The sequence below is a fragment of the Dysgonomonas sp. Marseille-Q5470 genome (assembly GCF_951230145.1).
Taxonomy (GTDB): Bacteria; Bacteroidota; Bacteroidia; order Bacteroidales; family Dysgonomonadaceae; genus Dysgonomonas.
Genome location: NZ_CATNVE010000004.1, coordinates 158,427 through 184,734 on the forward strand (window position 1 = coordinate 158,427; position 26,308 = coordinate 184,734).

The following is a 26,308-nucleotide window of genomic DNA, read 5'->3' on the forward strand; positions in this document are numbered from 1 at the left end:
TTTCTTTTTAATATTATGAGCTATTATTGTATCTTTATTTTCTGTTTGTTGCTTAAGGTGGCAACACCGTCTGCAATAATCCGGTCATTTACATTCAGACCTTGAGTTACTGCATAATCTTTTCCATCCGGTGTAGATATAACCGATACAATGGTTTGCACAACGGAGTCTCCCAGCACCTTATATACCAAAGTTTTGTCTTGTTGGGTGAATGTGCATTTTTGAGATATTACAAACACATCCTGAAGTGTTCGGGGAATACCTATTTTTCCACTCGTCCCACTTCTTAACACCCCATCCTTGTTCGGAAACTCGGCTCTGAATGTTGCTGATCCGGTAGTTATGTTTACAATTCCTGTTATGGTTTCGAGTTTTCCTCTTTCTTCATACTCAGTGCCATTGGCTAAGGTTAATATAACTTTAGGCGCATTTTTGATTTTTTCGGCTTGTGTCTTTCCCTCCAATGTATTCAAAAACTCACTCAATGCTTTTTCGTTTAGCGAAAAATAGACATACACATTTTCTGTATTAGCAACGGTAGTCAATACATTTGCAGGATTTACCAGACTTCCATTACGAAATGGAATAGATTCTACAATACCATTTACAGGGCTTGTTACATTTGTCCAGCTAATGGTTGCCTGTGCATTTTTTAAAGCCGCGTTAGCCTGCTCCAAAGCCGCCAAAGCTGTCTCATAAGAGTTCTCTGCCGTCTCTAACTGTACCGTTCCGACAATCCCCTTTTCGGCTAAAGGTCTTACCCTGTTTACGTTTATCTTAGCCGTATTTACCTGAGCAGTTGCACTACTCACCTGAGCTTTTGCTGTAGTTAAAGCCTGTTCGGATTGCGGGGAGTTAATTTTAAATAAAGACTGCCCTTTTCTTACTACAGAACCTTCATCAACGTAAATGGCTTCTATAAAACCATCGATCCGGGGACGGATCTCAATATCTTCCTGCCCTCTTATTGTAGCCGGATAAACAGACAATAATTCTGCATCTTGCTTTTGCATAACTAAAGTTGAATATGTCCGCACTTCCGCTTCCTCTCCGAATGGGTTTTGCCTCTTCCCGCATGAAGAAAATAGGACTAGAATAAGTATTCCTGTTGTAATTTTAGTGAGCTTCATATAATTAATAATTTAATTTGTTCTATACCAGCCTCTCTAATAGTATATCTAAGATGGATACCAGATGTTCTTTATCAATATTTTGAAAAAGAGACTCATTCATTGATTTAATCTTGACAGAAGCTTTTTTATACAACTCGAATCCTTTGGGAGTAAATTCTATCTCTACAGTTCGAGTGTTAATAACACCGCGACTTCTTGTTATTAAGCCTTTTCTTTGTAGATTGCGTAATATTGTCGAAGTAGTCATCGGATCTATTTCGGTTGTGTTTGAAAGGTCTATTTGAATGATTTCTCTCTTCTGAATTGAAAATTGATAAATTGCAGATAGAATATCGAACTGTGGACCTGTTAATTCAAAACTACTCAAAAGGGCTCTTCCCTAAAAGTTGTGGACTAGGCATAAATATTCGTTAATCTAAATAAAAAATAGGGTATATGCTTTACTCCTCTGAGCGTAGCTCTAAATGCTTTAATCTTGGCATTGAAAGATTCCGCAGAAGCATTCGTTGAACGATTGTCAAAGTAATTCAGTATTGTTCTGTAGTGAGCGGCTATACTTCTTTTTACTGTTGCAAAAGTTTTAAATCCGGATTGTTCTACTTGTTCATACCATCTAGCTAATCGAGTCAAAGCAGCAGTTTTATCTTTTGTTTTTTCGTAAATGCCTTTCAGATGCATTGTTAACCTATAAGCAGTTTCCAGATTAGGATAATATTTGAACAAAGTATCAGCTCTAAGATGTTGATTGGGGGTCCACTTATTCTCATTCTTGAATAACAGATATCGGCTACGCACAAGCAGTTGTTTATGGGTATCACCATTTTCAAGAACTTCCGGTTTATAAGATTTCCCCGTTTCTTTAGCCAATTCCATTTCTTTATTTTCACCCTCAAGTGCTTGCCAACGATAAGCGATACGCATATCCTGTAAGGCTTCGATAGCTAGCTTTTGTACATGGAACCTATCTGTAACCAGGCTGGCTTTTGGGAAACATCGCTTGGCTATAAGTTCCATATTGGCAGCCATATCCAGGGTGATTTCTTTGACTTGCTGTCGTTTGGATAAGGAGATCTTTTGCAGATGAGTAATGACTGTTTCTGCTGATGTACCTTTAATAATAGCCACAATAGCTCCTTTACGTCCTTTGGCGGATTTGTTGGTGACGATAGTATAAAGTTCATCATAGCTTAAACAGGTTTCATCAATACTTAAATGTGTGCCAATATTATCAGGAAAAATCAAGTATTTATCGGCATGTTCTCGCTCTATCCAATCATGAAAACCAGATAAATGGCAACGATACCACTCTTCCAACTTTTTACCATTGATATTAAAGAACTTACCTAAGGTAGAACAGTTGACGGGTTCGCTATCAAGATAATGCTTTTAAAAAAGCAGCGAACTCCGCTGTTAAATGGGTGCCGCCGGCTACTGTAGACCATTCTCGCATATAGGGATGCCCCGAGTGTTTATCCTGCCAGCGACGACGACGTACTCGAAGAATTAAACTCTTACCGCGAAGAGGAAAATCGTGAATATCGGTAGGGGGATAAAAGCCTTTGGAAATAAATTGATTATCCTTGTTTTCTTCCAAGGACAAAACATTTTCATCCAGATGAAGGATGATAACTTTTTCGAATGTCTCAACTTCAACTACTTCAAAGTAGTCCAACAAACCTTCGGGTAATAATAATTCATAGCCACTTTCCATTAAACAAAGTTAGGAAAAATTATATCTCCACAACTTTTAGGAAAGAGCCCTCAAAAGCCGATTTCTTTTTTTATGTAACATCTTGGATACCTTGCACGTCAAGATTTCAAGCTTATCTGGTGACTCTTGATATACTCTTGTGTGTTTCATATCTCCCTCTTTTATTATATGGACACTTATGACAATAAAAACTTACTTTATTCTAGCCTGATTTAATCTGCAACTTGTAATCCTTACCATCTTTAATATCCCAATTAATACTAGTACAAATGTCGATAGAAGATCGCGAGGTTTGCAGTTCCAATATTACCCAGTTATGTTCCAAAAGGGACTTTTTGGCTTATTTAATGTATATTAAGGTATAGAAATGTGTTCTATTGGGTTACAGGAAAAATTGTATTTCCTATTGTTATAGCAGCTATACAGTTATAAGTTAATATATTATATGAACAGATATTATAAAATAAACTTGTTATCATCTAACGAAAAGAGCAAAGAGGCGGCTTATTTTTCATGGTAAATGTTTGCTTTTCTTAAAATAATTGGCAATATTGCAGAAAGTGAATTGCTAATACCATGAGTAATAACACTCTTACGACATTTTCTTTTGCCGAAATCGCAAAAAAGAATGAAGACTTTACCGTTCTTAACTTTGTTTCGGTTAACTCTACACAAGTTCCGCCAAAGATATCAATCAACTACCCTTGCGCTATTGAAGGCATCCTTATGGGGCTATGCCTTAAAGGTAATGCTACAATAAAAATTAATTTCAGAGAATATAAAATCAAAGAAAACACAGTATTTACAGTACTTCCTAACCAAATAATGGAAACTACTGAAAAAACTGATGACTTATTTATCGGCGTTCTGATTTTTTCAAATGACTTTTTTGTTGGTGAGCCTCTACTCAAAAATTTTAATATTGTAGATAAGATTATTTATCATCCATGTATCGATCTGTCGGTTGATCACGTAGATTATCTACTGCAATTACACTCGTTTATTGTAGACAATATAAATAAGGAGAAGCATATATATACGGAAGAAGTAACCAGAAACTTACTCTTGGCTTTAGTTAAAGAAACAGTTTCAGTATATTCAAATGAAAGATTAAAGGAACATACCAAAGCCTTTTCTCGTAATGAAATTATAGCTGAACAGTTTTTCAGACTGTTATTTGAACACTACATCAAGGAGAGAACAGCCTTATTTTATGCCAATAAACTATGTATCACATCGAGGTATCTGTGCAGAATATTGAAAAAAACAACCGGCCAATCGACAAGTACATGGATAGATAAGATCGTGATTATGAAAATAAAGGTTATGCTGAAATCTACAGAACTCACTGTGGTTCAAATATCGGAAGATCTAAATTTTTCTAATTCTTCTTTCTTTTCCAAATTTTTCAAGAAACATACCGGATTAACTCCCCTAGCATATAAAGCCATTTAATTTGTATCACCTTCCTTATATAACTACAAGACGCTATTCTTATAAGCTTCTGATGCCATTTCTATCTTTTGCTAATATTTATCGTTATTTTAGCACTTTGTTAACTAGTATTGATAATTATCCTAAATTGAAATGTTAGATAAACTAAAGAATGTCTTTTTTCACAAGAAAAATGAATCGCTATTATTGAGCGATTATGTTGAAATACAAACTCAGGAATTACAAATTAATAGGCAATATCGTACAGCAAGGGCATATCGTAGTATGCTCAATTGCTTTGTGGCGTTCAACAAAGGCGATGATATATTGCTTGCGAAAATTGATAATGCAATGGTAAAGCGTTTCGAAATGTTCTTAAAGAAAGAGGGTAAATCCTTAAACACAATATCTTTTTATATAAGAAACCTGAGAGCTGTATATAATAAAGCCTGTAAAGAATTACTTGTTCCTCGTCCTGTAGCCAATCCGTTCGATAATACTTTTATCGGAATAGAACGAACTACCAAAAGAGCAGTGCAGGAACATATTATAAAAAAGATTGCTAATCTGGATCTTAAGCACGACGCAGGGTTGGAGTTTGCTCAACAACTATTTATGTTCAGTTTCTATGCCAGAGGAATGTCATTTGTAGATATAGCCTACCTGAAAAAGAAAAACATCAAGGATGGGCACATTGCGTATCGTCGCCACAAAACAGGACAATTATTAAAAATCAGACTTACTGACAAAATTATCTCCATTATAAAACGGAATGAGAGCAAGACAGAAGGTTCGGAATATCTATTACCCATTATATTAAGTAAAAAGATAGAAGACAGGCTTCAATATGAGAGCGCCTTGCGCACTTATAATAACAGACTTGCCAAAATATCTATATTATTGGGATTGGACAATATATTGACTAGCTACGTTGCACGCCATAGTTGGGCTACCATAGCCAAAAATAAAAATATTCCTTTACCTGTAATAAGTGAAAGTTTGGGCATAATTCTGTGCAAACAACACAGATATATTTAGCTTCATTCAACAGTGCAACACTCCATAAGGCAAATATGAAAGTAATTTCTTCTATTTGAATTAAAGCAGGGATATTTTTTCTTGAATTATAAACCAATTCACTTTTAACAAATATTTCTTGGTTAATCGATACAGCATTTATATTTTTACGCCTGACCCGATAAGTTCAAAATTGAATTTAATCTAATATCAATTTCTGTCATTTCCTAAGTGACAGAAAAACATTTAGCAAATGAGCAACTCCGGTATCTTCAGGTATATTGAATTAGACAATGGCATTTGTAGAAAATTATATGAAGCGAGTGATAGCTTTGTGTATATACTAAATGGTAACATAACAGTGTCTTACGAAAGAAATAGACGAAGGAATCTAGCCACAGGAGAGACGCTCCTTATAACAAAAGATACGTTTATACAATTTGAGATAATAGACAAGGCTGTCTTGATATTTCTGAAACTGGAAAATATTGTCAGACATTTTTCACAGACTTCAATAAAGAGTCTTATAGAAATTTCGGAGGGTGAGGAGTGGAATATACTGAAAGCGAGAGGTCACTTCCATGAGTTCTGGAGGCTAATATTTCTATATCTTAAGGATGGTATAGACATGAATGGTATAGATCAATTAATAGAGGATCAGTTGTTTATGTTGATTAAAGAATATTACTCGATGAAGGAGATAAGTGTGTTTCTCCATCCTCTATTAGATGAGAATATATTGTTCGCAGACTTGGTTAAAAACAACTGTTTAAGGGTAAATTCTATTTCTGAATTGGCTCAACTTGCAAATTATAGCTCATCAGGCTTTATAAAAAAATTTCAAAAATGCTTCAATGAAGCTCCTTATCAGTGGATAACGAAATTTAAAGCTAAAAGGATTATGCAAGACATATGTTTTACTCAGGATTACTTTTGTGAAATATCTGATAGATATGGATTTACATCACAATCTTATTTCTATACCTTCTGTAAAAAACACTATGGATTGACCCCTACAGAATTAAGGAAGCAAGGAAAAATAAGAACAAAACACTCAAATAGGTAAAAAAGTGAACAAAAAAGGTAAAAATGTATATGCTAAATGGATTAAATAAAGTATACTTTTGTGATGTCTCTTTACTTTCCTTTTCTGTCACTTAGGAAATGACAGAAATTGATATTAAAAATTTCAACCCTACTAACATCTATCATACAGGTGTTTACATTGAATTTATTCAGATTGTGTATGCAAAAAAAAAATAGAACTCAAAATAAGGCAAAAGAGGCGAATGTCTCAATTAAAGATATTGCAGAGCATGTAGGAGTATCTACTGCTACAGTTTCATTGGTACTTAACAGTAAGGATAAAAAGGGACGGATAAGCAAAGAAGTGGCAATAAAAGTTAAAGACGCCGCCAAAGAAATGAATTATCGCCCTAATATGTCGGCACGAAGTCTACGCACAGGTAAGACGAAAACATTAGGACTGATTGTTGCAGATATCTCGAATCCTTTTTTTGCCAAACTGGCACGACATATAGAAAACATAGCTGATAAGAAAGATTATCAGGTGATGTTTGGAAGCTCGGATGAATCGAGTATAAAGTTTCAAAAGCTGGTCAATCTGTTTATCGAAAAAAATGTGGATGGTATGATATTAGCCCCTCCTCAGGACTCCGAAGATACCATAATGCAGCTGATATACAGAAACATCCCGACAGTATTGATAGACAGATGCATAGAGGGACTGCCGATAAGTTCGGTTCAGATAGACAATTTCGGAGCAGCTTATTCCCTTACCGATTCATTAATAAAACGAGGCTGTAAGCATATTGGTTTCATAGCATGTAACATCGGCTTGCCCAATATCAGTAAGCGGTATGAAGGCTATAAAAAAGCATTGGAGAATAGCGGGATCTCCCTGAATAAAGAAATTGTTTGCTCTGTTTCGTTCGAAAACTTTGAACAGGCTGTAGAACAGGGCATAGAAAAACTAATAAAAGAGGGAGCTGATTCAATGGTTTTCTCTACCAATAGAGTGGGAATCCAGTCACTACTCACCTTGCAAAAGCACGAGAAATATCTGGATCTGAAATATGGAAGTATCGATAATCCTGATGAATACAAAGTTTCGAGATTGCCTATCACATGCATAGAACAGCCTATTGAAGGCTTGGGGCGCAGGGCTTTCGAAATCTTATTCAGACAGATAGAAGATCCGTCTTTTGATGAAGTGGAGTCTGTAGTATTACAAGCTAGAATCAACGAATTGAATAATTTATGATTTTGTTTCCACAAGTAACCGATAGAATCTTACCCACAAAGAAGTTAATCGAATTAGCAGGTATTGCAACATTAATATTTAACCCATGAAAAACAAAGAAAAGAAACGTGGTATTTTTTCAAGTCCGGAAGGCGGAAGCTATTTATTTCCATTTATCCTCATCAGTTCATTATTTCTGATGTGGGGATTTGCTCATGGCTTACTGGATGTTCTCAATAAGCACTTTCAGGAAGCATTCACAATGAGTAAAGCAGAATCGGGTCTGGTACAATTTTCTACTTACATAGCCTACGGTCTGATAGCCTTTCCCGCAGGAATATTCATGCGAAAATACGGATATCAGAAAGGTATTATATTAGGACTCATTGTATATGCAATAGGGGCATTCAGTTTTATTCCCGCAGCATACGGCACATCTCCGGCACCTTTTCTTGTTGCTTTATTTATTGTAGCATGTGGTTTATGTGTTCTGGAAACGGCTGCAAACCCTTACTCGACAGTCTTAGGTCCAAAGGAAAGTTCATCACGAAGATTAAATCTATCCCAGTCTCTCAATGGTCTGGGTTGGGTATTAGGTCCGCTTATCGGGGGACATCTGATACTGGGAGCAGAGGCGGGAGACACTACAGCCTTGACTAAACCTTATATTCTTATAGGATCATGTGTGTTGATTATCACTATCCTTTTTTTCTTCGTTAAGCTCCCCGATACAAAAGAGGGTTCTGAGAAAATTCAAGATGCTGCTCCAACAGCCGAAATATTTCCTCAAAAATCGCTCTGGAAACATAAGCATTTTGTTTTGGCTTTCATAGCACAAATCATGTACATGATAGCACAAACAGGAATATTTGCCCTATTCATCAATTATGTGATGGAGCTGGACAGTTCTATATCAAAGGTGGATGCATCGAGGTATCTGGCTTTTGGAGGAATGGCATTGTTTATGGTTGGACGCCTCAGTGGCAGTTTTCTGATGGCTAGGTTCGAAGCAAATAAATTATTAGCGGTATATGCTATTGCCTGCGTGATCTGCATGGTACTTGTGGTAATGAATATAGGTCTTATATCACTGGTGGCTTTGTGTGTTTGCTTCTTCTTTATGTCCATCATGTTTCCTACTATTTATGCTTTAGGGCTTGCAGGAATGGGCACCCATACCAAAAAAGCTGCGTCATTTCTCACGATGGCTGTAGCAGGAGGTGCTTTTTCGGCGATAATAATGGGTGCCGTAGGAGAAGAAAATATGGCTATAGGATTTATCATTCCTCTGATATGCTTCGTATATATATCATTCTTTGGACTTAAAGGCTACAAAGTACGATAACCGAATTCGTCCTACACTAAATAAAACTAAATAACATCTTATCATGAAAAAAAACATTCTTATTCTTATTACATTTCTTTTTTCATTAACGGTATTTAGTCAGGCTAAATACAACGGACTCGATGCTAATATGGGTAATCTATATCGGTTATCCGACGCTAAAACACGCTCTATCAGCCCCGAGAACTTTACCGGAGAAAAAGGTAAAGGGGGAATGGCCGATCCAAATATGCAAGGCGAAAAACGCAATATAGCCAATGCACATCATGCAGCCCGCGATCTGGGACAAACATGGAAAGTGAATCCCTATGTACATATCGCTCCGGGAGAAACCTTTACTTTGGCTGAGATCGAAGGACCGGGAGCCATCCAGCATATATGGATGACCCCAACCGGAAACTGGCGTTTTTCTATCCTTCGATTCTATTGGGATGATGAGAAAGAGCCATCAGTAGAATGTCCTGTAGGCGACTTCTTCGGAATGGCTTGGGGAGAATATGCTCCACTGTCGTCGCTTGCCGTGTGTGTCAATCCCGGCAGTGCATTCAATTGCTACTGGACTATGCCGTTCCGTAAGAAATGCCGCATTACGATGGAAAATGTAAATCCTCAGGATGCTATGATTCTGTATTATCAGGTAGATTATACATTGACAGAAGTTCCTGCCGATGCTGCTTATTTCCATGCTCAGTTTCGCCGTACACATTATAATGAATCGTCGGACTATACCTTGGTTGATGGGATAAAGGGCAAAGGTCACTATGTGGGTACGTATATGGCTTGCGGTGTTCATAACAACGGATGGTGGGGCGAAGGAGAAATCAAGTTCTTCATGGACGGAGATTCCAAATTCCCTACAATCTGCGGAACAGGAGCAGAAGATTATTTCTGTGGCTCTTACAATTTCGACAGAGGAGGAAAATATGTCGAATTCTGCACTCCTTATGCCGGATTACATCAGGTGATACGTCCCGACGGGACTTATCGTTCGCAAGAACGTTTCGGAATGTACAGATGGCACATCACCGATCCTGTACGCTTCGATAAAGACCTGCGAGTAACAATACAAGATCTCGGATGGAGAGTTGGAGGCCGCTATTTACCTCAAAAATCTGATATTTCGTCAGTTGTATATTGGTATCAGAGCGAGCCGCATGCCAGATTCCCCAAAATACCGGCATGGCAGGATTTAGAAGTAAACTGATTTACCAAAACTGTTGAAATCAAAAATATATGTAAAAAGTAAATAAGAGGGAATATCTCTCCAATAATCCCTCTTGTCTACACCTTAGATCCTTCATTCATATTCTTCTCATCAAGAAAGAATATAACCCTCTTGATTGTGATAAATCTTTTATGCTTAAAAAGAGTATGAATTATTAGTTAATCGTTTAATTTTTATTCCTTAAGAATGACTTAAATCCAATTTTATGAAAAAGAAAAAATGTCAAAAAGGATTTTTTTATGCCGCAAGTCTCTTTTTTGTAATGCTATTTTTGCAAATAAGCCCTTTGCTAGCCGAAACAAAACAAACTCCTTCAGAAAAAAACATTTCAGGGGTTGTGCTAGATGTAAATAGCGACCCTCTTACTGGCGTGACAGTAGCCGTTAAAGGTACTACCACGGGATCTATGACCGATGTTAATGGAAAATTTACTATCAAAGCTAAAGCCACTGATATTATAGTCTTTACTTATTTGGGATTCCAATCACAGGAAATCCCTGTCGGAGAAAATACCGCAATCAATCTGGTAATGCGTGAAGCAACCTTGCAACTCGACGATGTGGTGGTAGTGGGGTATGGTACTCAAAAGAAAATATCGGTGACAGGAGCCGTTACCAATGCCGAGGTCAAACAACTACAGTCGGTTCCGGCAGCATCCTTATCAAATGCGCTGGGCGGACAAATACCCGGAATCATTACGCGTCAATCCAGTGGTGAACCCGGATTCGACGGAGCAGCTCTTTATATACGTGGTATGGCTACCCTCAATACCGATCAGGGCTTTACTGCTCCACTCGTTTTAGTGGATGGTGTAGAACGTGATATCAATCTGGTAAATTCACAGGAAATAGAAAGCTTCACTATACTCAAAGACGCTTCGGCAACAGCCGTTTACGGTGTAAGAGGTGCTAATGGAGTCATACTGATCACTACAAAAAAAGGAGTGAAAGGAAAACCCAAAGTAACTTATCGAGGCGAATATGCAGTCCTCACAGGACAGAGGTTTCCAAAATATATAGAAGCTTATGAATTTGCAACACTAATGAACGAAGCATCATACAATTCCAAGCTGTCGTCATTACCCTGGACTGCCGATGATATTCAAAAATTTAAGGATGGATCAGACCCATACTTACACCCTAACGTAAACTGGATAGACGAAGTATTCAAAACAGACACTTGGCAAACAACACACAATCTCAATGTTTCGGGAGGAGATGAAGTTGTGCGTTATTATGTGAATCTCGGATATGTCGGTAAAGATGGTCTATATAGGGAAGATAAGTCGTATGATTGGAAAACCCGCGGAGGAAAATTTCGCCGTTACAACCTGCGGTCTAATATAGATGTGAATATAACCAAAGAATTGACCCTTGAGTTGGGATTAGCTACAACTATTCAGGACAGGAGCTATCAGGGTACCAGTTCGGGTGATATATGGCAAGCCATACGCCAGACATCACCATTAATATATCCCGTTACAAATCCGGACGGATCAATAGCCGGAGGAGGTGCAACGGCTTACCTGCTGGGGAATCCATACGGATTGGCTACACAAACAGGATATACACAAATGTATATTGGTAACAATCAAGGTAACTTATCTGCACGCTGGGACTTATCCAAGCTGATAACAAAAGGTTTGTCGATAGGAGCTAAATTCTCATTCGACCATTATTACAAGAACGAAGTGGCTCGCAGGGTCGACTTCGGAGTGAAACAAGTTACAGGTATAGATGCTGATGGCGATTATACCTATGAAACATGGCGTGAACAAGGTACGATGGGATATAAGGTCGACATACAGGACTCTAATTATTCCATGTATGGAGAAGCTGCCATCAACTATGGACGCAGTTTCGGAATGCACGATGTGGGTGCTATGCTACTTGTAAACAGAAGAGAATATAAAAACCTGACAGCAGGCACATCATTAGACAACCTACCCTACCGTCATCAGGGATTGGCAGGAAGATTCTCATACAACTATGCAAGCCGTTATTTAGCAGAAGTGAATTTCGGATACAACGGTTCCGAACAATTTCCCAAAGGAAACAGGTATGGGTTTTTCCCGTCACTATCTGTAGGTTGGGTTGTATCGGGCGAAAGCTTCTGGAATCAGTCGGTAGTAAACCATCTGAAAATAAGAGGATCTGTCGGGCAGGTCGGTAACGACAAAGTGATCGGAGACCGTTTCTTGTATATTACAGCCGTAAATTCTTCGGCCACTGGATACTATTATGGATCGGGACAAAACTATCTAGGCGGGATAGAAGAAAAGAAATTCGGATTGGCTCTCACATGGGAAACAGCAACAAAATATAACGCAGGATTCGATATAGGCATATTGGATAAGTTTAATCTCCAGTTCGATGCATTCAAAGAACGTCGCGAAGATATCTTATTGAAAAGGCAAAAAATACCTGCATTTTTAGGTTTGGTTCCGCATGGTACTCCTTATGGTAATGTGGGGATTGTTGACAATAAAGGATTTGATGCTTCTATCGAATTTAAAAATACAACAGCCTATGGTCTGACATATTCCCTAAGAGGCAACTTTACTTTTGCACGCAACAAAATTATAGAAGACGATAAGGCAGAGCCGGCAGAACTTTATCAACGGACAAAAGGTACATCTCTCGAACAGGCATTTGCATTGGTTGCACTCGGATTATTTAATGATCAGGAAGAAATCGATAATTGGGCAAAGTCTGAATATCAGACTACAATATTACCCGGAGATATAAAATATCAGGATACTAACGGCGACGGAGTAATCAACGACAAAGACAGGGTATTTATAGGACATCCGCAAATACCCGAAATCATGTTCGGTTTTGGAGGTGCTGTGGTCTATAAAAATATTGATGCATCTGTGCAATTTTCAGGAGTTGCTAATCGCACCACCTTCCTCACACAAGAAGGAATGTATCCTTTTATGCTGGAATATCCAAACTATAATGTATTGAGAGAATATTATGACAATCGTTGGGTTCCGGGTGCTGACAACTCAAATGCCAAATACCCGACAGTTATTGCCGGAAAGAATGAACACAACAACAGGAATTCCACGCTTTATATGCGTAGTGCCAGTTACGTAAAGCTTCAGAATGCAGAGATCGGATATTCATTGCCTAAACTATGGCTGAAGAAAATGAAAATTGAAGGAATCAGGCTATTCTTGAATGGTTCCAATCTCTTAACGTTTGACAAACTCAAAATAATTGATCCGGAACAGAATGTGGGTGATGCCTATCCTTTACAACGCACTATTAATTTCGGAGCACAGGTTAACTTCTAATTTTATCGTATTATGAGAACAAAAATATTAAAATATACAGCAGTTCTTCTTATTGTAGCTTTGGCCTCATGTAATGACTATCTCGACAAATTACCCGAAGGAGACTTAACAGTAGAAGAAGTATTTAAAGACTATAAGAAAGCTGAGAAATTTTTAGCGAATACTTATATGCATTTGCCTGCCGAAATAAATTTTATGTGCGGAACAGGTGATACTTGGGCAAGAAATCCTTTTACAGCAGGATCTGACGAAATGGAAATCGCCTATGGAGGCGCAGCTTCACATTTACTGAATAGTGGAGCCTTGAATGCGGACAACTCACACAATATTTCTCCTGTATGGAACGAATGTTTCATGGGTATCCGTAAGGCTAACATCTTTCTGGAGAACATAGATAATACTCCGTTGGTAGAAGCAGGAAGTTCTGCATCCACTGACTTGTTTACAGAAGAACGCCGCAATCAATGGAAAGGTGAAGCATACTTCTTGCGTGCCTTTGCTTATTTCCAGCTAATAAGGACTTATGGTCCGGTACCTATCATAGATCATGCGCTTGCCACCAACCTTGATTATAGTAGTATCAAGCGTAGCCCTCTGGAAGAATGTATACAATTTGTTGTTGATGATTGCGATCGGGCAAAAGCATTCTTAGCAATTCGTTATACTGATGGAAGACTTGGACGTGCCACTGCGGGTGCCGCTTTAGCCTTGAAATCGCGCATGTTGCTTTATGCCGCATCTCCAATCTACAATGGTCACGAATCTTTCAAAGATTTCAAAGACAATGATGGCGTCAATCTCTTCCCCGCCACAAACGATCCTGCCAAATGGAGCAAGGCGGCTACTGCTGCAATGGAATGCCTTACGGCATTAGAGAGTGCCTCTCCAATGCATAAGTTATATGAAACAAAGCTACCCGATTATGTAAAAAACTATCGAGACATCTTATTAGACAGATTTAATGACGAATGGATATTCTGGCGGAATGTAAACTGGTATAACCATTTCGATAACTGTGCCACTATACTCAGCCTAAGAGGATTTTCTATATTAAATCCAACTCAGGAAATGGTAGACTCCTACCACATGGCCAACGGTACAGTACCGATCACCGGATATGGAGCGGATGGAAAAACACCAATCATCAACAATGCTTCGGGATATCAGGAAAGCGGTTATACTGCTGCTGTAGGCGACAATGGCTGGAGCCCTGCCGGAGTACGCACTATGTATGCAAACAGAGAGCCCCGGTTCTATGCTTCTATCAATTTTGCCGGACAAAAATGGCAAGGCACTACTTGCGATTTCTGGTATACAGGAAAAGACGGACGCAAAGGAGCTGGAAGTGACTATTGCAAAACAGGCTATCTGATAGCCAAGGTTGTAAATCCGAATGTAAATCCGGCTGCAGGAACAGGTTATGAACAACGTTGCTGGGTCTTTTTCAGATTAGCCGAAATCTATTTGAACTATGCCGAAGCAATCAACGAAGCCGAAGGACCAGCCAAAGCATATCCGTATGTGAACAGAATAAGAAGCAGGGCAGGCGTAGCCAATCTTCCAACCGGTCTCAATCAGGCACAGATGAGAGATGCTATCAGGCGTGAGCGTAGGATAGAATTAGCTTTCGAAAACCATCGATATTTTGATGTTCGCCGTTGGGGTATAGCCGAAAGCACCGACAACCGCGCCATTCATTCTATGAATATCATGGCTGGTACACATTTGCAAGACAATGCTTTTTACGAAAGAGTAGTATGTGAGCCTCGCATATTTGACAAAACAAAACATTATTGGTTCCCAATCCCTCAGGATGAGATTAATAAGACAGAACGTGTTCTGGTTCAGAATCCGGGTTGGACTAAGAATGAATAAACTATGATAAGGATACTTTGGAGTCTGTAGATCAAAATGTACTATGGACTCCGTATTCCTTCCTTTAAACAAAAATAATACGATATGAAAAAAATAGACTTCACTATTCTGTCTCTATTATTGATGTGTGTGATATGTTTTTCTTGCAGCAAAAAGAATGCTGAGAGTGTAATCAGTCACGACTATAATCAAAAGTACACAGGAGAATATACAAATCGTGTTGCTTTCCCGATAGGGGGAATGGGCACCGGCATGTTTTGTGTTGAAGGAAGCGGTGCCATATCCAATATGTCGTTAAGGCATAGACCTGAAGTTTTTCATGAGCCAACAATGTTTGCGGCACTCCATATAAAAGGAATTGATAATGCAACCAGAGTCCTCGAAGGACAAGTACCCGACTGGAAAAAATTTGGAATGCCAAACTCCGCATTGGGCGGTGGCGGAACATGGGGTTTACCCCGATACAAAGAGAATACATTCCTAGCTCGTTTCCCTTTTGCAGAAATAGAACTGAAAGATAATACAATGCCTGTAGAGGTAAAAATAAACACATGGAATCCATTCATCCCAACCGATGCAGACAACTCGAGCCTGCCTGTGGGAGGGTTCGAATACGAATTTAAGAATACAAGTGGCGTTGAGGTAGATGCAATTTTTTCATACAGCACCCGAAACTTTATGTATGTACATGGCAAAGGTACATCATGTGTTAAATCGCATAAGAACGGTTTTATTCTTTATCAGTCGGGAACAGAAACCGAACCGTTTCATCAGGGCGAATTTGCCATATTCACAGACAATCCCGAAACCAAAATAGACCATAACTGGTTCCGTGGAGGATGGTTCGACCCGTTGACTATTTGCTGGAATAACATAGCCGGTGGTACAATTGGAAATAACCCTCCCGAACTGGAAGGTGCTACAGGAGCATCGCTGTTTGTCCCAGTGAAACTGAAACCGGGCGAATCAAAAACCGTAAGATTATATATGGCATGGTATGTACCGTTTTCGAACCAAAGATTCGGCGGTGAACCAAAGTCTGAGAGTGATATGCCTGATATTCCTTACAACTATACGTACGACAACAAAGGCGAAGGCAACTATCGCCCATGGTATAGCAGCAAATTTGCAAGTATAAATGACGTAGCCGAATATTGGTTAAAGAATTATGAAGACCTGAAAGCCAAGTCGAAACTATTTTCCGAAACATTCTACAATAATACCTTGCCACCCGAAGTAACGGAAGCCATTGCCGCAAACCTCACCATATTGAAGTCGCCGACGGTCTTTCGCCAGTATGATGGGCGTATGTGGAATTGGGAAGGGTGCGGAGATAATTGGGGATCATGTCACGGATCATGCACCCATGTGTGGAATTATGCACAGGCAGTACCTCATCTGTTTCCTGACATGGAACGGTCGTTACGCGAAGTGGAATACTATGTCGATCAAAATAAAGAAGGGCATCAGGCATTCCGTTCCAATTTGCCTATCAGACCATTGATCCACGATTTTCATTCAGCAGCCGACGGACAACTCGGAGGCATCATGAAAGTATATCGCGAATGGCGCATCTATGGCAATGACAACTGGCTGAAAGATATATATCCATCGGTAAAAGCCAGTATGGACTACTGCATCCGAGTATGGGATCCTCGTCAGGTAGGAGCTTTGGAAGAACCGCACCACAACACCTACGATATTGAATTCTGGGGACCTAATGGCATGATGACCAGTTTTTATGCAGGAGCATTGCAGGCAATATGCCTGATGGGAAAACACTTGAATCAGGATATCAGCCAATACCAAACCTTATTGACTAAGAGTAAAGGATATATGGAGAATAAGCTCTACGACGGCGAATATTTTATTCAGGATATACGTTGGCAAGGACTAAATGCGGCAGACCCAACCAAAGTACAAGCTTTCAATTCGGGATATTCGGCTGAGGCACTCGAGATATTAGAGAAGGAAGGCCCTAAATATCAATACGGAAAAGGATGCTTGTCCGACGGAGTACTCGGTTCTTGGATGTCACTGGTATGCGGGATGCCTGAGGTGGTGGATAATAATAAGATTACCAGTCACCTGAATGCTGTCTACAAATACAATCTGAAACAAGATCTTCGTGAACACGCCAATCCGCAACGACCCACCTATGCCTTAGGCAACGAAGGCGGCTTGCTACTTTGTTCATGGCCCAAAGGAGGCAAACTTCAATTGCCGTTTGTGTATAGCGACGAAGTGTGGACAGGCATAGAGTATCAGGTTGCAGCACATTTGATGTTCGAGGGCGAAGTAGAAAAAGGGTTGGAAATCGTCCGTACATGCCGCAATAGATATGATGGCAAGCTTCGTAATCCTTTTAACGAATATGAATGCGGAGCATGGTATGCACGTGCTATGGCAAGCTATGCTTTATTAGAAGGTTTAACAGGTATTCGTTACGATGCTGTCGATAGAACTCTCTATTTTAATTCCCAGATTGGAAATGATTTTGTATCTTTCTTGTCAACTAATACCGGATTTGCCAATGTTGGCATGAAAAAAGGAAAACCTTTCATAAACATAAAATCAGGCGAAATCAACATCCAGAAATGTATGGTTTCGGGCAAGGAGAGCGAAATAGAAATCAAAAAATAATCTTATGAAAAATTTCAATCATTTGGTTACCATAACATTGGCAACAAGCCTATTGTTAAGCTGTGGGAATAATAACACCAAAAAAGGAGATGAGAGTATGAGTATGGAAACTTACAAAAAAGGAACATTCGGATACGATCTGAATTATTTATCAAAGAAAGACAGTTTGATTGTCCTCAAGGGAGAAAACGACAATGCCCAAGTAATTGTGTCTCCCAAATATCAAGCAAAAGTATTTACCAGTACTGCCGATGGCCTATCGGGACGAAGCATGGGCTTTATAGGCTATAAGGCTTTCGAGCTGTCCACTCCCGACGAGCACATGAATGGCTTTGGAGGCGAAAACCGCTTTTGGCTAGGACCCGAAGGTGGACAATACTCAGTTTATTTCGAACCGGGTAAAAAGCAGGTATATGACAACTGGCATACCCCAAAGCCGATCGATATTGAGCCGTGGGTACTGGTCTCGGCAACAGGACAAAAGGTTGAGATGAGGAAGGAAATGGAAGTGAAAAACTATGTAGGAACACAGCTCAAGCTGAATGTGGATCGTACAATTGAATTTCTGAATCCTGACAAAATCAAATCTTCGCTCGGTGTTGAGTTAAGTGACAAGGTTAAGTCTGTAGCTTATAGTACACAGAACGTAATCACAAACAAAAACAACTTTGAGTGGACAAAAAAAACAGGAACCATTTGTATATGGATGCTGGATATGTTTATACCTGCACCTAAAGCCGTCACTGTTATCCCATTCCATGCAGGAGACGAAAGAGCAATGGGAAAAATCGTTACCAGCGACTACTTTGGCGAAATCCCTGCCGATCGGTTGACAGTAAAGGGGAATACCTTGTTTTTCAAAACCGATGGCAATCATCGTGGCAAATTAGGATTGAATTCGTTCCGTACAACAGGTATTGCAGGCAACTATGATCCCGACTCGAAGAGGTTGACCATTACAACGTTCGGCGTAGAGAAAGGAGCCACATACCTCAATCAGGAGTGGAACCCCACCAAAAACCCACTTGTAGGGGATGCGATGAATGCCTACAATGACGGCCCGCTGGAAGACGGTAGTATAATGGGGCCCTTCCTCGAAGTCGAAAGCTGCTCGCCTGCTGCATTTTTGAAATCGGGCGAGGCTCAGTCACACAATCACAATGTGTATCATTTTGTAGGTGAGGCTGCCGACCTGAATCCGATAGCGAAAAAACTGCTTGGAGTTTCCATTGAAGAAATTATAAATTCGTTCTAAAAAGCAATACAAAATCAGCGTCGGGGTATTCCCGCCCCGATGCTTTATAATTTGGATATGACAAAAAGAATATTTCATATAGCACTATTAGGAAGTATACTAAGTTTTTTAGCTCTGGTTCAAATTAATGCTTCCGAAAGATTAAGACTTGATACAAGCGGTTTCCCAAAAGAGTTTAAACAAATAATAAATAAGATAGAGTTCGGGGCATTGGGAACAATACAGCCTTCACAAGAAATCAAGATTGTAGGAAATAACCTGATACATGTAAAATTGATATTCGACCTGCCAAAAGAAATAAAACAAAACGACTGGCAACTCACAGTTTTCCCAGCATTCAGCCCCATATTCAATTGGGCACCACATATAAGTCCATACGAAAAGAATATCATAGACCAACATGTTTTCAGAGCACCGGCAATGATTGTTACAGACGCAAAGCAAGGATTAGTGGTTATGCCCGATGTGGCAATCATGCAAGGCGGAACACCTGTGCGCTGGTATATGGATATGAATGCGCCTCAAAATATATTGACATTGGGAATGAGCGAAAGCTTCGTTTCGGATCACGTAATCTACGAACGAGCAAACGGTGCTACATATCCTAAAGGTAAAGTCGAATTTGGCTTTTACCTGATGAGTTATAATCAGAAATCAGATTTGGATAATCCCTTTCGCAAGCCGCTAGACTTTTATTGGTCTAACTGGGGGCATAAACTTTTCGAAGACGGCAACCCCATAAAGGGAGATTTGGAACCATATATAAAACATACCTATAACTGGGCATTTAACACTTGGAAGCATGCCGTATGGCAAGAATTTGTCATCGACGGAAAAAAGGTTGGAGCCCCCGTATTTATAGTTAATACAACGCAAAGTCCAAATTACCCTGAGCCAGTAAACGAACGCGAATTCCGTTCCATCTGGAATCAGGCTTGGTTCAGCTCCTTACGTTCGGCAAGTGGATTGTACCGCTATGCACGTCGTATGAGTAACAGTGATTTGCTCGAAAAAGCCAATCTGTCCAAAGAGTTGGTATTGGCAGCACCAGCCAAAGATGGTTTCTTCTATGGTCTGATTGGTACCGAAATGGAAACCGTAAAGATCGATGGCAAGTCTTACAACCGATCGAAAGGATGGGATACCTATTATTGGGGCAATTCGAATCGTAATCCTTATACATCGGATGCACGTAAAGCTCCTTTCCATATTTTGGATATGAGTTGGACTGCCACATTGATGCTTCGCTGGTACGACGAGTTAGAAAAAGATCAACGCTTACTCGACTATGCACGCAGCTATGCAGATGCATTATTAAAGAAACAAGATGTACGGGGCTTTTTCCCGGGATGGCTCGACGTAGAAACCCTTCAACCGATGCAGCATTTAAACGATTCGCCCGAAACATCAATGAGCGTAACATTCCTCCTTAAATTGTGGGAGCTGACCAAAGATCAGAAATATCGCACCGCAGCGCTCAAAGCTATGGATGCCGTATGCAAAGATGTCATTGAAGAAGGACGTTGGGAGGACTTCGAAACCTATTGGTCTTGCAGTCGGTTGGGCAGCCGCGATTGGGTAGGTAAAAAGATAGAGAGAAACAACATGTATAAGCAATGCAACTTCTCCATATTCTGGACTGCCGAAGCCTTACTGGAATGTTATAAGCTGACAAAAGACAAGAAATACTTATCTCTCGGACAACGGACACTCGACGAAATGCTGATGACACAAAGTGCATGGCAACCACCTTATATCTATGTCAACGGATTAGGCGGATTCGGGGTGATGAATGCTGACGGAGAATGGAATGATTCGCGCCAAAGCCTTTTTGCCGAGACCATAATGGAATATGGCAAATTGCTGAAAAAGAAAGAATATACCGAACGCGGATTGGCAGCCCTGCGCGCTTCATTCTCAATGATGTATTGCCCTCAGAATCCGACAGCAAAAGAACAATGGGAAAAAGTATGGCCGTTTTTCAATGAAAAGGATTATGGCTTCACCATGGAAAACTACGGACACGGAGGTCAAACCAGCAAAGAAGGAATTGGCATTGGCGAATTTACGATCTACGACTGGGGAAATGGCGCTGCGGCCGAAGCCTACAATCGTATCAGAGACAGATTTGGAGCAGCAATATTTGAATAAGATAACCCTGATAATAAATAAATTATGAGACAATTATTTTTTACAGTTTTGTGCCTGTTATTAGTACTTCCTGCCCATTCGCAGAAGAAGGGAAAGACCAAACAGACGCCTGTTGCCATTTCCTTAACGGATGAACTGGAACATCTGTACAACCCCGCTCTGTTGCCCCTATACCGCGAAGGAGTGATGGAACAGGAATCGAGTTATGACCGTACAGGAAATAATGATGACGGTTTTTCGGGCAAATACTCCTTTATCCGCAAGGAAGATAATAAACTGGTACTTGCCGATTATAAAGGGCCCGGTGTTATAAACCGTATCTGGACACCCACGCCGACAAACGACACTATACAGTTTTATATCGATGGCGAAAAAACACCACGTATCAGCATTCCTTTTATTGATTTGTTTTCGGGTAAAACGTTTCCGTTCATCAATCCAATTTGCGGAAACGAGATAGGAGGATATTATTGTTACATACCCATCCAGTTTGCAAAATCATGCAAGATTGTATTTTGCGGCGAGAAAATAATGTTTCACCAAATACAGTATCGCCCCTACCCTAAAAATACAACGGTAGAATCATTCACTATGGACTGGAAGCAACCGCAAAAAGACGCTTTAGCAAAGGCCTGTGAATTTTGGGGACGTCAGGTTGAGCCGCTAACTGTACCTGACAAAACAACGACGTTGACCGAAACAAAACAATTCTTCATCGCTCCGGGCGAAACTCTCCCTTTCTTCACGGCAAACGAAGGTGGGCGCATAGCCGGATTCGAATTGGAACTCGGTTCTTCACTCGAGGGCACGAACAAAGATATACTATTGCAAGCCTTATGGGACAATGATTCCAAACCGGCAATCTACAGCCCGGCTGCCGACTATTTTGGTTACGCATATGGCAAACCGGCGATGCAAAGCATTTTACTGGGCTACCATCAAGGAGTGAATTATTCGTACATCCCGATGCCTTACCAAAATAAGGCGGAAATGAGTCTTGTTTACAAAAAAAGACAAGGCGACAATCAGTCTAAGATAGAAGTTAAGGCAAAGGTATACTATACAAAAGAAGCTCAGGACACCGAAAAGGAAGGTCGTTTGTATACTATCTGGCGCAGGGAAATAAAACCAAAAGATTTTGAACCTTATCTCCTCGCCGACATCAAAGGCAAAGGGCATTATATGGGCATCACCCATATTGCACAAGGACTGCAACCCGGCATGACCTTATTTTTCGAAGGGGATGATTCAACTATAGTTGACAATAAACTGAGAATGCACGGCACAGGATCGGAAGACTATTACAACGGAGGCTGGTATGCATTACTCGACCGTTGGGATCGTGGTGTCAGCCTGCCCATACACGGAGCTCTCGACTATTCGTTGCCAATGGCTCGTACAGGTGCTTACCGTTTCTTCCTGACGGATAAAGTTACTTTCAATGAAAACTTATTGGTTACGATAGAACACGGACCTGAGAAAAATCTCTTCCCTGTAGACTACACCTCCGTTGCATTCTATTACGGATCCGAGCCTGCTACCTGCGGGGTAGAACCCACCGAAGAGCTGCGGACGGTTTATTATCCGACAACGCACATTTTCTTTCCGCAACTGATGAACCTATCCATTGGCGATGGGCTAAAAATTCAAAACAAAGGGCGTTTAATCGCTGAAGCAGAAAATGAAGGGATGGTAAGAATTATGCTGGATGAAATACCCGAAGGTGTATACAAAGTAAAACTGACCTACTTTAAGACACCTGATGGTGGTGCTTTTGAGGTGTGGAATCGTCAGAAACCTTTGAAGTCGTGGGAGAATGTCTACAGCAAAGATGAAGTAAGAATTGAAAATGCCGATTTAGGAACATTTACACTCACAAGGCATACTAATTCAATATCCATTAAAGTAAAAAAAACAGAGCAGGGATCAAAATTCCATTTTGACGTACTGACTTTAGAAAAACAATAATAATTGAAGTTTAATATCAAAAACTAAAAAAATTATGCGCAAAACAAATTATCCCAAGATAGGCATACGTCCTATCATTGATGGACGCCGCAAGGGCATTCGTGAGTCACTGGAAGAAACAACTATGAACATGGCAAAAAACGTAGCCAAATTCTACAGTGAAAACCTGAAATACCCTGACGGCTCAGCCATTGAATGCGTTATTGCCGACACTTGTATCGGAGGTGTAAAAGAAGCCGCCAATTGTGCCGAAAAGTTTGAAAAAGAGAATGTAGGCTTGTCTCTATCCGTCACCCCATGCTGGTGCTACGGTTCGGAAACGATAGACATGAACCCGTTGATACCAAAGGCGATCTGGGGATTCAACGGAACACAACGCCCCGGGGCGGTTTATCTTGCAGCGGCTCTGGCAGCCCATAACCAAAAGGGATTGCCCACCTTCGGGATCTATGGGCGTGATGTGCAGGATATCGGCGACAATTCTATTCCGGCTGATGTACAAGAAAAACTACTCCGCTTTGCCAAATCAGGATTGGCTCTTGCCCTGATGCGTGGCAAATCGTATCTGTCTATCGGAACTGTTTCGATGGGTATTGCCGGATCGATGGTCAACGCCGATATGCTTCAGGAATACTTCGGCATGCGTACCGAATATGTAGACTGTTCGGAGATACTTCGCCGTGTACAACAAGAAATATATGATAAGGAAGAATACCAAAAGGCATTGGCATGGACTAAAAAACATTGTGTACCCAACGAACTGCCCGACCACAACCCGCAACATCTGGTAAGCACCCGCGAACAAAAAGACAAAGATTGGGAATTTGTAGTGAAAATGACATTAATTTTCCGTGACCTGATGACCGGTAACGAGAAACTGGCTGAAACAGGATGGGGAGAAGAAGCAATGGGACATAATGCCATCTGCGGAGGATTTCAGGGACAACGCCAATGGACAGACTTTATGCCCAACGGAGACTTTTCTGAGGCAATGCTTAACTCATCATTCGACTGGAACGGCATTCGCGAACCATTTGCATTCGCTACCGAAAACGATCACCTGAACGGCTTGTCGATGTTGTTGGGTAAATACCTGACCAACACAGCACAGATGTTTGCCGATGTACGTACTTATTGGAGTCCGCAATCTATCGAACGTGTGACAGGCTGGAAGCCTGAAGGCATTATGAAAGACGGAGCCATACACCTTATCAATTCGGGCTCATGCACACTCGACGGCACAGGTCAGCAAGAGAAAAACGGTAACCCTGTGATGAAACCATTCTGGGAAATCAAAGAGGAAGAAGTGGGCAAAATGCTCAAAGCCACCCAATGGGGGCCATCTTCACGTGAATATTTCAGGGGGGGCGGCTACTCTTCCAAGTTTCTTACCAACGGCGGTATGCCGGTAACTATGTGCCGATTAAACCTCGTCAAAGGTCTGGGACTGGTATTGCAGATAGCCGAAGGCTGGACGGCAACTTTCCCCGACAAAGCGTTTGACGTTATCGACCAGCGTACCGATAAAACATGGCCATCGACATTCTTTGTGCCTCGTGTAACAGGTAAGGGATACTTCCGCGACGTATATTCGGTAATGAACTACTGGGGTGCTAATCATGGTGCAATCAGCTACGGACATATCGGGGCCGACCTGATATCGTTGGCATCGATGCTATCCATACCTGTGTGTATGCACAATATAGAAGAAGATAAGATATTCCGTCCTTCTGCATGGGCTGCATTTGGTTCCGATACCGAAGGTTCGGACTACAGGGCATGTCAGGCTTATGGACCTATTTATAAATAAGGTTAACTCTATCAGTATGAGGATGTCTCATAAGACATCCTCATCAATCAAATTATACTATGAATTTAACATCTAAATTTTCGTTATATGAAGTCAACTAAGTATTTAGTCTATTTCCTTTTATTCGCATTTGTGCTTGGTTCGTGTACAGAAGAGGTTGGTTACGAAAAAGGCGAAGCCAGACCTTATGTGAGGATTCCTAACCGTGATCTTGTGATCGAAACCGATAAAGATAATGCAATAACCGTAACTCCGGAATTTGATAGCGACCAGACAGCCGCAGGAAAATACAAATGGAGTGTTGCGAATCAAGAGTTAGCAAGCCTCGTTGAAAATGGAGACAATTCAGTTATCATTACCGGACTAAAACCAGGGAAAACTTACTTAAAAGTAGAATCTGAAAATGGAAAACTGCAATATACCTCAACACTGCAAATCAACCAGTCTTTTCAGTTCAACTACCCGATTTTTATGGATTTTGGAACTATAGAATCTCCAAATCCATTTAATAATTTACTAAGTTCTTCGAGTGGGAAGTTACAAGGATTGACAGATATAAAAGGTTTTACATCTAAATATGAAATTGAAGTCAACGGCTCATTCCTGACTCTGGACAGAAGTACCCACTTCAATACATTAGGATTTCCTGATAATGTGGCTTTCGATATGTTTTTCAACGACGGCATTAATATTGCTTCAGCCGGATTCACCTTATCAAAGCTGAAAGCAAACATAAAATATACACTCATTTTTTATGCAACAATTGCAGACAACAATGTTACTCAAACGGAATATATAGTTAAAGGTAATACTGAAGAGAAAGTTCTCTTATATACATCGAATAACCAATCGAATGTAGCTACAGTAAAAAATATTCTGCCTGACAACGATGGTAAAATAAAAATCACCTTAGGACCAGGGCCGGATAATACACAATGGGCTAAATTTTACGGCATCACAGCTATGATTATAGTACCCGAAGACTATAACCTGACGTATCCTTTAAATTTTTAGCATTCCAGTACGCTGGATATAGTTTCTATATAAATAATGTTGTTTTGAGAATCAATCAATTATTAACCTTTTATTAGGCTTTAGAGGAACTTCTATTTGGAACTGCAATTCTATGCAGTTGCAGTTTCCTTATAGAAGTATTTTAAAACCAAATAAGATTGGA

Annotated in this window: 18 protein-coding genes; 14 read left to right on the plus strand and 4 right to left on the minus strand. The window is 40.3% G+C overall.

Annotated features, from left to right (window positions below):
• Positions 1–23 precede the first annotated feature (23 nt).
• The 4 genes from QOX35_RS09210 to QOX35_RS09220 are packed head-to-tail and all read right to left on the minus strand — an operon-like array spanning position 24 to position 2,844.
• On the minus strand, positions 24–1,130 hold the full coding sequence (locus QOX35_RS09210) for an efflux RND transporter periplasmic adaptor subunit (protein ID WP_283686678.1): 1,107 nt from the start codon (positions 1,128–1,130) through the stop codon (positions 24–26).
• A 22-nt stretch (positions 1,131–1,152) separates the two neighbouring features.
• A complete protein-coding gene (locus tag QOX35_RS16480) occupies positions 1,153–1,500 on the minus strand; it encodes a MarR family winged helix-turn-helix transcriptional regulator (protein WP_366246704.1) in 348 nt (115 codons plus the stop codon).
• A 26-nt stretch (positions 1,501–1,526) separates the two neighbouring features.
• Positions 1,527–2,462 (minus strand): ISAon1 family transposase, encoded by a 936-nt coding sequence (locus QOX35_RS09215; protein WP_502846764.1) that lies wholly within the window; start codon positions 2,460–2,462, stop codon positions 1,527–1,529.
• Positions 2,463–2,505: 43 nt separating this feature from the next.
• Positions 2,506–2,844: an ISAon1 family transposase N-terminal region protein gene (locus tag QOX35_RS09220; RefSeq protein ID WP_252639725.1), complete on the minus strand. Its 339-nt coding sequence runs from the start codon at positions 2,842–2,844 to the stop codon at positions 2,506–2,508.
• 576 nt (positions 2,845–3,420) lie between these two features.
• Between QOX35_RS09220 and QOX35_RS09225 the strand changes: the two genes are divergently transcribed.
• The 14 genes from QOX35_RS09225 to QOX35_RS09290 all read left to right on the plus strand — a co-directional run bounded on the left by QOX35_RS09225 (position 3,421) and on the right by QOX35_RS09290 (position 26,145).
• On the plus strand, positions 3,421–4,299 hold the full coding sequence (locus QOX35_RS09225) for a helix-turn-helix domain-containing protein (protein WP_252639262.1): 879 nt from the start codon (positions 3,421–3,423) through the stop codon (positions 4,297–4,299).
• A gap of 132 nt (positions 4,300–4,431) precedes the next feature.
• The gene (locus tag QOX35_RS09230) at positions 4,432–5,316 is read left to right on the plus strand and encodes a site-specific integrase (protein WP_252639263.1); all 885 of its coding nucleotides are present in this window, start codon (positions 4,432–4,434) and stop codon (positions 5,314–5,316) included.
• Positions 5,317–5,548: 232 nt separating this feature from the next.
• Positions 5,549–6,361 carry a helix-turn-helix domain-containing protein gene (locus QOX35_RS09235; protein WP_252639264.1) on the plus strand — a complete coding sequence of 271 codons (813 nt, stop codon included), beginning with the start codon at positions 5,549–5,551 and terminating at the stop codon, positions 6,359–6,361.
• Between the two features lie 180 nt (positions 6,362–6,541).
• Positions 6,542–7,579, plus strand: coding sequence for a LacI family DNA-binding transcriptional regulator (locus tag QOX35_RS09240; RefSeq protein ID WP_283686680.1), 1,038 nt, complete (start codon positions 6,542–6,544; stop codon positions 7,577–7,579).
• Between the two features lie 85 nt (positions 7,580–7,664).
• Entirely contained in the window at positions 7,665–8,903 is a 1,239-nt protein-coding gene (locus QOX35_RS09245; protein ID WP_252639268.1) for a sugar MFS transporter, read from the plus strand.
• 43 nt (positions 8,904–8,946) lie between these two features.
• Positions 8,947–10,107 carry a glycoside hydrolase family 172 protein gene (locus QOX35_RS09250; protein ID WP_252639269.1) on the plus strand — a complete coding sequence of 387 codons (1,161 nt, stop codon included), beginning with the start codon at positions 8,947–8,949 and terminating at the stop codon, positions 10,105–10,107.
• Between the two features lie 226 nt (positions 10,108–10,333).
• Complete coding sequence (locus tag QOX35_RS09255; RefSeq protein ID WP_252639270.1) at positions 10,334–13,429, plus strand: SusC/RagA family TonB-linked outer membrane protein; 3,096 nt, start codon at positions 10,334–10,336, stop codon at positions 13,427–13,429.
• A gap of 12 nt (positions 13,430–13,441) precedes the next feature.
• A complete protein-coding gene (locus tag QOX35_RS09260; protein WP_252639272.1) occupies positions 13,442–15,304 on the plus strand; it encodes a RagB/SusD family nutrient uptake outer membrane protein in 1,863 nt (620 codons plus the stop codon).
• Between the two features lie 84 nt (positions 15,305–15,388).
• Entirely contained in the window at positions 15,389–17,947 is a 2,559-nt protein-coding gene (locus QOX35_RS09265; protein ID WP_435301188.1) for a GH116 family glycosyl hydrolase, read from the plus strand.
• A 4-nt stretch (positions 17,948–17,951) separates the two neighbouring features.
• Complete coding sequence (locus tag QOX35_RS09270) at positions 17,952–19,202, plus strand: DUF6786 family protein (RefSeq protein ID WP_252639273.1); 1,251 nt, start codon at positions 17,952–17,954, stop codon at positions 19,200–19,202.
• A 57-nt stretch (positions 19,203–19,259) separates the two neighbouring features.
• Complete coding sequence (locus QOX35_RS09275) at positions 19,260–21,353, plus strand: glycoside hydrolase family protein (RefSeq protein ID WP_252639274.1); 2,094 nt, start codon at positions 19,260–19,262, stop codon at positions 21,351–21,353.
• Between the two features lie 24 nt (positions 21,354–21,377).
• Entirely contained in the window at positions 21,378–23,321 is a 1,944-nt protein-coding gene (locus QOX35_RS09280) for a glycoside hydrolase family 172 protein (protein ID WP_252639276.1), read from the plus strand.
• Between the two features lie 34 nt (positions 23,322–23,355).
• Positions 23,356–25,131, plus strand: a complete 1,776-nt coding sequence (locus QOX35_RS09285; RefSeq protein WP_252639278.1) for an L-fucose isomerase — start codon at positions 23,356–23,358, stop codon at positions 25,129–25,131.
• 87 nt (positions 25,132–25,218) lie between these two features.
• Complete coding sequence (locus tag QOX35_RS09290) at positions 25,219–26,145, plus strand: Ig-like domain-containing protein (RefSeq protein ID WP_252639280.1); 927 nt, start codon at positions 25,219–25,221, stop codon at positions 26,143–26,145.
• Positions 26,146–26,308 lie beyond the last annotated feature (163 nt).

Bases quoted from the DNA above. Each gene is read 5' to 3' on its own strand.
- QOX35_RS09210 (WP_283686678.1), bottom strand. From the start codon at position 1,130: ATGAAGCTCACTAAAATTACAACAGGAATACTTATTCTAGTCCTATTT.
- QOX35_RS09220 (WP_252639725.1), bottom strand. From the start codon at position 2,844: ATGGAAAGTGGCTATGAATTATTATTACCCGAAGGTTTGTTGGACTAC.
- QOX35_RS09225 (WP_252639262.1), top strand. From the start codon at position 3,421: ATGAGTAATAACACTCTTACGACATTTTCTTTTGCCGAAATCGCAAAA.
- QOX35_RS09230 (WP_252639263.1), top strand. From the start codon at position 4,432: ATGTTAGATAAACTAAAGAATGTCTTTTTTCACAAGAAAAATGAATCG.
- QOX35_RS09235 (WP_252639264.1), top strand. From the start codon at position 5,549: ATGAGCAACTCCGGTATCTTCAGGTATATTGAATTAGACAATGGCATT.
- QOX35_RS09240 (WP_283686680.1), top strand. From the start codon at position 6,542: ATGCAAAAAAAAAATAGAACTCAAAATAAGGCAAAAGAGGCGAATGTC.
- QOX35_RS09245 (WP_252639268.1), top strand. From the start codon at position 7,665: ATGAAAAACAAAGAAAAGAAACGTGGTATTTTTTCAAGTCCGGAAGGC.
- QOX35_RS09250 (WP_252639269.1), top strand. From the start codon at position 8,947: ATGAAAAAAAACATTCTTATTCTTATTACATTTCTTTTTTCATTAACG.
- QOX35_RS09255 (WP_252639270.1), top strand. From the start codon at position 10,334: ATGAAAAAGAAAAAATGTCAAAAAGGATTTTTTTATGCCGCAAGTCTC.
- QOX35_RS09260 (WP_252639272.1), top strand. From the start codon at position 13,442: ATGAGAACAAAAATATTAAAATATACAGCAGTTCTTCTTATTGTAGCT.
- QOX35_RS09265 (WP_435301188.1), top strand. From the start codon at position 15,389: ATGAAAAAAATAGACTTCACTATTCTGTCTCTATTATTGATGTGTGTG.
- QOX35_RS09270 (WP_252639273.1), top strand. From the start codon at position 17,952: ATGAAAAATTTCAATCATTTGGTTACCATAACATTGGCAACAAGCCTA.
- QOX35_RS09275 (WP_252639274.1), top strand. From the start codon at position 19,260: ATGACAAAAAGAATATTTCATATAGCACTATTAGGAAGTATACTAAGT.
- QOX35_RS09280 (WP_252639276.1), top strand. From the start codon at position 21,378: ATGAGACAATTATTTTTTACAGTTTTGTGCCTGTTATTAGTACTTCCT.
- QOX35_RS09285 (WP_252639278.1), top strand. From the start codon at position 23,356: ATGCGCAAAACAAATTATCCCAAGATAGGCATACGTCCTATCATTGAT.
- QOX35_RS09290 (WP_252639280.1), top strand. From the start codon at position 25,219: ATGAAGTCAACTAAGTATTTAGTCTATTTCCTTTTATTCGCATTTGTG.